Here is a 6,963-nt window from a genome sequence, read left to right on the forward strand (position 1 = left end):
GGCTCGTGCCGGGCGCTGCTGCCCGGGTGGGGGCGGTCACCGGCTGACGGCCATCAGCGCGGCGGCGTCCCGGTCGAGCAGCTCGGCGGCGAGCTGTCGGCCGAGGGACTCGGCCTCGGTGGCCGGTCCGGAGATCGAGTCGCGGACGGAGTCGCTGCCGTCGATCGCGGTGACCGAGGCGCGCAGCCAGAGCTCGGCGGAGCCGTCCTCGGCCTCGGTGAGCTCGGCGTGGGCGGCGACCGGTGCGCTGCAGCCGGCCTCGAGCGCGGCCAGCACGGCCCGCTCGGCGGCCACGCAGGCCCGGGCGGCGGGGTCGTCGAGCGCGGCGAGCAGCTCCCGGACCCGGGTGTCGTCGCTGCGGCACTCCACGGCCAGGGCGCCCTGCGCCGGGGCGGGCAGGACCTGGATCGGGTCCAGCGTCTCGGTGACCGCCGACAACCGGCCGATCCGGGCGAGGCCCGCGCGGGCGAGGACGACGGCGTCCACCTCGCCGGAGGCGACCTTGCCCATCCGGGTGTCGACGTTGCCGCGGATCGGCACGATCTCCAGACCCAGCCCGAGCGCGCGCAGCTGGGCCGTCCGCCGCGGCGCCCCGGTGCCGATCCGGGCACCCGGGGGCAGCTCACCGAGGGTGAGCCCGTCGCGGGCGACGAGCACGTCGCGCGGGTCCTCCCGGGCCGGCACGGCGGCGACGGTGAGCCCGGGGGTGGGCGCGGTCGGCAGGTCCTTGAAGCTGTGCACGGCCAGGTCCACGGTGCCGGCGTGCAGCGCGTCGCGCAGGGCGCTGACGAAGACGCCGGTGCCGCCGAGCTGGGCGATCGCCTCGGTCGACCGGTCGCCGTAGGTGCTCACGTGCACCAGCTCGACCGGCAGGCCGCTGGAGCTGCTCAGCGCGTCGGCCACCAGCTGGGACTGGGTCAGCGCGAGCCGGCTGGCCCGGGTGCCGAGCCGCAGGGTGGTGGTCTGCACGCCGGTCACTCCGGAGCCCCCTCGACCGAGAGGACGTCGAGGGCGGACAGCGTCGTGCCGGCCGGCAGCTGGGGGTCGACCGACACCGCACGGGACAGGTCGGCGGTGTCCGCGTCCAGCCCGAGGCCGAACAGCGCCCGCAGCGCGTCGGCGTAGTCGGTGCCGTTCGGGGCGCTGGCCAGCTCCTTCACCCGCACGGTCGGCTCGTGCAGCAGCTTGTCCACGACCCGGCGGACGGTGCGGGCGATCTCGCTGCGCGCCTTGGCGTCCAGGTCGGGCAGCCGGGTGGACAGCCGCAGCAGCTCCGCGTCGACCACCCCGGCTGCCTGGCTGCGCAGCGCGGAGACGGTCGGCGCCACCGCGGCGGCCTGCCGCTCGGCGCGCAGCAGGGAGGTCTCCAGCTCGACCAGGGCGTGCGCGGCGGCGATGTCGTCGGTGGCGACCGAACCGGCCACCGGCCGGCCGGGGTGCGCGGCCCGCTCGCCCTGCAGCATCGCCAGGTCGACCACGTGCACGCCGGGCAGCCCGGCGACGGCGGTGTCCACGTCGCGGGGCAGCGCCAGGTCGACGATCACCAGCGGGCGCCCGCCGCGGCCGGCGAGCGCGGTGGAGACCACGTCAGTGCCGATGACCGTGCCGGTCGCGCCGGTGCAGGTGACCAGGACGTCGGCGGCGGTGAGCTCCTCGGCCAGCTGCTCGAGGTCGGCCTGGCGGCCGCCGACGGACTCCGCCAGCCGTGCCGCGCTGGCCGGCGTCCGGCTGCTGATGGTGACCGCGGCGCCCCGGCGGGCCAGCGTGGTGGCCGCCAGCGCGCCCATCGACCCGGCGCCGACCACCAGGACCGGCCGTCCGGCCAGCTCACCGATGGAGTCGGTGACCCGGTCCAGGGCGACGGAGACCAGCGAGGCACCGGCCTTGTCGATGCCGGTCTCGGCGTGCACCCGCTTGCCCACGCGCAGCGCGCGCTGGGCGATCGGGTGCAGCTCGCGCCCGATCGTGCCCTCCTCCTGGGCCAGCGCGTACGCCGCCCGGAGCTGACCGAGGACCTGGGTCTCACCGACGACCATGGAGTCCAGGCCGGCGGCGACGGTGCACAGGTGCGCGATCGCCTGGTCCTCGTAGTGCACCGTCACGTACGGGGAGAGCTCCTCCACCGTCGCGCCGGCGTGCCGGGCGAGGACGCGGCTGACGTCGGTGATCCCGCCGTGGAACCGGTCGACCTCGGCGAAGACCTCGATCCGGTTGCAGGTGGCGAGGACGAGGGCCTCGGTGACGTGCTCGGCGTCGACCAGCTCGTGCAGCGTCTTGACGGTGTCGTCACCACTCATGGCCACCTGCTCGAGCAGGGACACCGGCGCGGTCTGGTGGCTGATGCCGAGGGCGAGCAGGCTCATCGGACCGACTCCTGGGGGTCGGCGCGCAGCGCGGCGACCACGGGTGCCGAGCCGTCGCGCTGCTGGTCGAGGAAGGCCAGCACCTGCAGCTCCACGGAGAGGTCGACCTTCCGGACGTCGACGCCCGCGGGGACCGTCAACGCCACCGGCGCGAAGTTCAAGATGCTCCTCACCCCGGCCGCGACGAGCCGGTCACAGACCGTCTGCGCCACCTCGGCCGGTGTCGTGATGACCCCGATGGTCGCCCCGGTCCGGGCGACGACGGCCTCGAGCTCCTCGGCCGGGTGGACCGGGAGCCCCCCGACCTCGGTGCCGACCGTCCGCGGGTCGCTGTCCAGCAGCCCGACGAACTGGAAGCCTCGGCTGGCGAACCCGGCGTAGTCGGCCAGCGCGGAGCCCAGCCGGCCGATGCCGACCAGCACGCACGGACGCGACCGCTCCCCGCCGAGCACCTCGGTGAGCCGCTCCCGCAGGCCGGCCACGGAGTACCCGACGCCACGGACGCCGCACGGGCCCAGGTAGGAGAGGTCCTTGCGCAGCCCGGCCGGGTTCACCCCGGCGGCGGAGGCCAGCTCCCCGGAGGAGACGGAGCTGCGACCGCCGTCGGCGAGACCGGCCAGCACCCGCAGGTACACGGCCAGACGAGCGACGGTGGCCTCCGGGACGATCCGGGGCCGAGACTCCGACACGGGCAGACTCCACAGCGATCCGATCGTGACCGGTGGGGACCCGGGGACGATCGGGGGACTTCGGACTGAGATGCTCAGCCAGCGGGCGCGAGGGCGTCCGACGTCTGCCACGGTAACCGCTTGTGAACGCCTGAACAAAGTCGCGCAAAGCGTCTGCGCAGGTCGTGGGGCCCCGCTGTGTCCAGGACCACGCCCCGGACCACCCGTCCGGGGCGCCGACGAGTCAGCCGAGGCCGAGGTCCCGGCGCAGCCGGACGACGTCGACGGTGAAGCAGCTGTGCTCCCGGCCGTCGAGCAGCACCACCGGCACCAGGTCGCCGTACTCGGCCCGCAGCTCCGGGTCGGCGTCGACGTCGACGAGCTCGACGGGCAGGCCGGCCTCCTCACCGGCGATCCTGGTCAGCGTCTCCGCGGCGACCACGCAGAGGTGGCAGCCCTCGCGGGTCAGCAGCTGCACCCGCTCAGCCATCGTCGTCCTCCGCCGCCGCGGCGGTCGCCGCGGCCCGCTCCAGGCCCAGCTCCCGCAGCCGCGCCCGGCTGACCTTGCCGGCCAGCGAGTGCGGCAGCTCGGCGACGAAGTGCACGCCCACCGGCACCTTGAAGCGGGCCAGCGAGCGGGCCGCGTGCTCGCGCAGCTGCTGCTCGGTGACGCCGCCCTCCGGGGTGCGGACGACGACGGCGTGCACCGCCTCCCCGGTGCGCGGGTCGGGCACGCCGATCACCGCGCTCTCGGCCACGTCCGGGTGCTCGTCGAGCACGCGCTCGACCTCGCCGGGGTAGACGTTGAAGCCGCTGACCAGCACCAGGTCGCGGCGCCGGTCGACGAGCCGGAGGTCGCCGTCGGCGTCGCGGTAGGCGATGTCGCCGGTGGGCAGCCAGCCGTGGGCGTCCGGGCCGTCGGCACCGTCGGGCCAGAACCCGCTGAACAGGTTGGGCCCGCGGGCGCAGATCTCGCCGGCCTCGTCGTGCTCGGCGTCGTCGTCGGCGAACGGGTCGCCGAAGACGTCGGCACGCACCACGCTGCCCGGGTCCGGGCCGGCCGTCGGGCCGCCGGCGGTGTCGCGCAGGGCGAGCTCCACCCCGGGCAGCGGGCCGCCGATGCACTCGGGTTTGGCCCGGCCGGTGGCCAGCGTGCTGGTGAGCACCGGCCCGGCCTCGGTGAGGCCGTAGCCCTCCCAGACGGTGACCGCGGCCCGGGTGCGCATCGCCTCGAACAGCGCGCCGGGCATGGGTGCGGCGCCGCAGCTGGCGGTCCGCACCGCGGCGAACCCGCGGCGCAGGACGGCGTCGCTGCCGGTCGCGTCGGCCACGGCGAGCCAGGCGGCGTACATCGGCGGGGCCCCGGGGACGGCGGTGACCTCCTCCTCGGCCATCAGCCGGAGCGTGGCGGCCGGGTCGAACTCCTCGACCAGCACGGCGCAGGCGGCGGTCTCGGCGACCAGGCCCCAGCCGGCGTTGAAGCCGTAGACGTGGAAGAGCGGGAGGACCAGCAGCACCCGGTCGCCGGTGCGCACCGGCGCCGGGTCCAGGCCCAGCAGCTGCTGCTGGTTGGCCAGCAGCGCGGCGTGGGTGAGCATCGCGCCGCGCGGGCGCCCGGTGGTGCCGCTGGTGTAGGCCAGCAGGGCCAGCGCGGCCGGGTCCTCGGGGTCGGCGGGGGCCGGGTCGTCCGAGGCGGGCGGCCCGACGCTGACCGGCACGCCGGCCAACTCCGCCCGCGCGGCGTCGACGACGAGCAGCCGGGCACCGGAGTCGCCGAGCAGGTACTCGGTCTCCGGGTCGGTGAAGGCCGTGTTGACCGGCACCACCACCAGCCCGGCCCGCAGGGCGCCCATCACCGCGACCACCCAGTCGACGCCGTTGCGGAGCTGGACCGCGACCCGGTCGCCGGGGCGCAGCTGCCGGGCGAGGTAGCCGGCCGCGGCACGGTCGACCCGCGCGTCGAGCTCCGCCCAGCTCAGCCGCACGTCACCGGCGACCAGGGCCGGCGCGGCCCCGGCGGCGGCAGCCGCCCTGCGCACCAGCGCGGAGAAGGACCGGACCTCGCCGGGCCGCGCCGCGGCCACGTCGGCAGCCGGCACCTCGTCGACCGGCACGACAGACCTCCGCAGGATCGGGGGCGACCGGCCAGGGGCGGGGTCGCGTGGACGCAGGGCCACGATGTTGTCACCATGGGGCGCGGGCCGCAGCGTTCCCGCGCGTGCTCGGGCCGGACGAGGGCCCGAGGCACCGGTCAGCTGGGGGCCGTGAGGAGGTCCGCGACCGGCATGACCCGCGCCCGGCCCACCACGGCAGCCGCCCTGCCCGCCGCACCCGGCGCCGCCGCCGACCCCGCACCGATGCCCGCTGACCAGCGCGCCGTCTGGGAGCTCGTCCGCCGGGCCCAGGAGGGCGACGCCGAGGGCTTCGGGGAGCTCTACGACCGCTACGTCGACGTCGTCTTCCGCTACCTGGTCCACAAGGTCGGCGACCGGGCGACGGCCGAGGACTTCACCAGCGAGACGTTCGTCCGCGCGTTGCGCCGGATCGACTCGCTCACCTTCCAGGGCCGCGACGTGGGTGCCTGGCTGGTCACCATCGCCCGCAACATCGTGCTGGACCACGTGAAGAGCAGCCGCTCCCGGCTGGAGGTGCCGACCGCCGACATGCGGGACGCCGACCGGGCCACCGCCGGACCGGAGGAGACGGTGCTGCAGCGGCTGGCCGACGCCGAGTTGATGACCGGGGTCGCGCAGTTGTCCGACGAGCAGCGCGAGTGCCTGGTGCTGCGTTTCGTGCAGGGCCTGTCGGTGGCCGAGACGGCGGCCGCGATGGGCAAGAAGGACGGCGCCGTGAAGGCGCTGCAGCACCGGGCGGTGCGCCGGCTGGCCACGCTGTTGCCCGAGGGGCTGCGGTGACCGGGGTGGCGATCCCCGTGCCGACCACCGGCCGGCACCCCGTAACGGCCGGTGGCGCCGGGTCGTTGACCGGTCAGGGGTGCCCGGTCCGGCGGCACCCGGCGCGACAGGGACGAGGGGGGACACCGTGACGGGGCACGGCGACGGTGCGACGGGCGCCCCCCGCCGTGGCGTCCGCTCGCCCCGCTCGGAGGAGGCGCTGGTCGAGCGGTTGCAGGCACTGTCGGCCGCGCACGCCGCGACCCCGGACGAGGAGTTCCGCGCGGCCACCCGGGCCCGGCTGGTCGCGATGGCCGCCGTCCGCACTCCCGCAGCGGCGGGCGCCACCCGTCGTCCTCCGGCGCGGGGGAGGACGCTGCGCCGGCTGCTGGCCGGCTCGGCCGACGCGCCGGCACCCCGCTGGCGGACCCGGGTGACGGCCGGACTGACCGGCGCCGCGCTCACCCTCGCCACGCTCGGCGGGCTGCTCGCCCTCGCCCAGGGCGCCCGCCCGGGCGACCTGCTGTACGACCTGAAGCGTGGCAGCGAGCAGACCCAGCTCGCACTGGCCGGCAACGACCGTGGCCTCACCCTCCTCGGTCTCGCCACCACCCGGCTCGACGAGCTCGGCCAGCTGGTCGGGGTGCAGCCGCACGCGGCGCCCGCTGCCGGCACCGCTCCCAGCGGTGGCGGGATGCTGGCCGCGGGTCCCGACGTCCGCCTGGTCGTGGACACCCTGCAGACGATGGACGCGCAGACCGCTGAGGGCACGGCGGCGCTGACCGCCGCCGCCCTCGCGCGCTCGGACACCGGCGCCCTCACGGTGCTCACCGGCTGGGCCGACGAGCAGCAGGCCGGCATCGACCGGCTGTCCCGGGCCGTGCCCACCGGGGCCGAGGGCGCCCTGGCCGCCTCCCGCGACCTGGCCGCCCGGGTCGCGGTGCGCGGCGGTGGCCTCGGGCGGGCGCTGGACTGCCCCGGTGGCCCGTCGACCGCGGGCACCGACGAGCTCGGCCCCCGACCCGCGCCCTGTCCCGC

Annotated in this window: 7 protein-coding genes; 2 read left to right on the plus strand and 5 right to left on the minus strand. The window is 76.7% G+C overall.

Going from position 1 to position 6,963, the window contains the following annotated elements:
* Positions 1–36: 36 nt before the first annotated feature.
* The 5 genes from hemC to FHL79_RS24330 form a co-directional block, all read right to left on the minus strand.
* Complete coding sequence (gene hemC / locus FHL79_RS24310; RefSeq protein ID WP_246081197.1) at positions 37–969, minus strand: hydroxymethylbilane synthase; 933 nt, start codon at positions 967–969, stop codon at positions 37–39.
* Between the two features lie 5 nt (positions 970–974).
* On the minus strand, positions 975–2,363 hold the full coding sequence (locus FHL79_RS24315; protein ID WP_138761126.1) for a glutamyl-tRNA reductase: 1,389 nt from the start codon (positions 2,361–2,363) through the stop codon (positions 975–977).
* Complete coding sequence (locus FHL79_RS24320) at positions 2,360–3,052, minus strand: redox-sensing transcriptional repressor Rex (protein ID WP_138761127.1); 693 nt, start codon at positions 3,050–3,052, stop codon at positions 2,360–2,362. Before FHL79_RS24320 ends, FHL79_RS24315 begins: the two co-directional genes overlap by 4 nt.
* Positions 3,053–3,275: 223 nt before the next feature.
* On the minus strand, positions 3,276–3,521 hold the full coding sequence (locus FHL79_RS24325) for a glutaredoxin family protein (protein ID WP_138761128.1): 246 nt from the start codon (positions 3,519–3,521) through the stop codon (positions 3,276–3,278).
* Positions 3,514–5,145 (minus strand): AMP-binding protein, encoded by a 1,632-nt coding sequence (locus FHL79_RS24330; protein WP_138761129.1) that lies wholly within the window; start codon positions 5,143–5,145, stop codon positions 3,514–3,516. The genes FHL79_RS24325 and FHL79_RS24330 overlap by 8 nt, the downstream gene beginning before the upstream one ends.
* Before the next feature lie 171 nt (positions 5,146–5,316).
* Between FHL79_RS24330 and FHL79_RS24335 the strand changes: the two genes are divergently transcribed.
* Both FHL79_RS24335 and FHL79_RS24340 read left to right on the plus strand, forming a co-directional pair.
* Entirely contained in the window at positions 5,317–5,946 is a 630-nt protein-coding gene (locus FHL79_RS24335; RefSeq protein WP_138761130.1) for a sigma-70 family RNA polymerase sigma factor, read from the plus strand.
* Between the two features lie 127 nt (positions 5,947–6,073).
* Positions 6,074–6,963 (plus strand): hypothetical protein (locus FHL79_RS24340; RefSeq protein ID WP_138761131.1); only part of this gene is annotated, 890 nt, incomplete at its 3' end.

The sequence above is a fragment of the Modestobacter altitudinis genome, assembly GCF_005930475.1.
Lineage (GTDB): Bacteria > Actinomycetota > Actinomycetes > Mycobacteriales > Geodermatophilaceae > Modestobacter > Modestobacter altitudinis.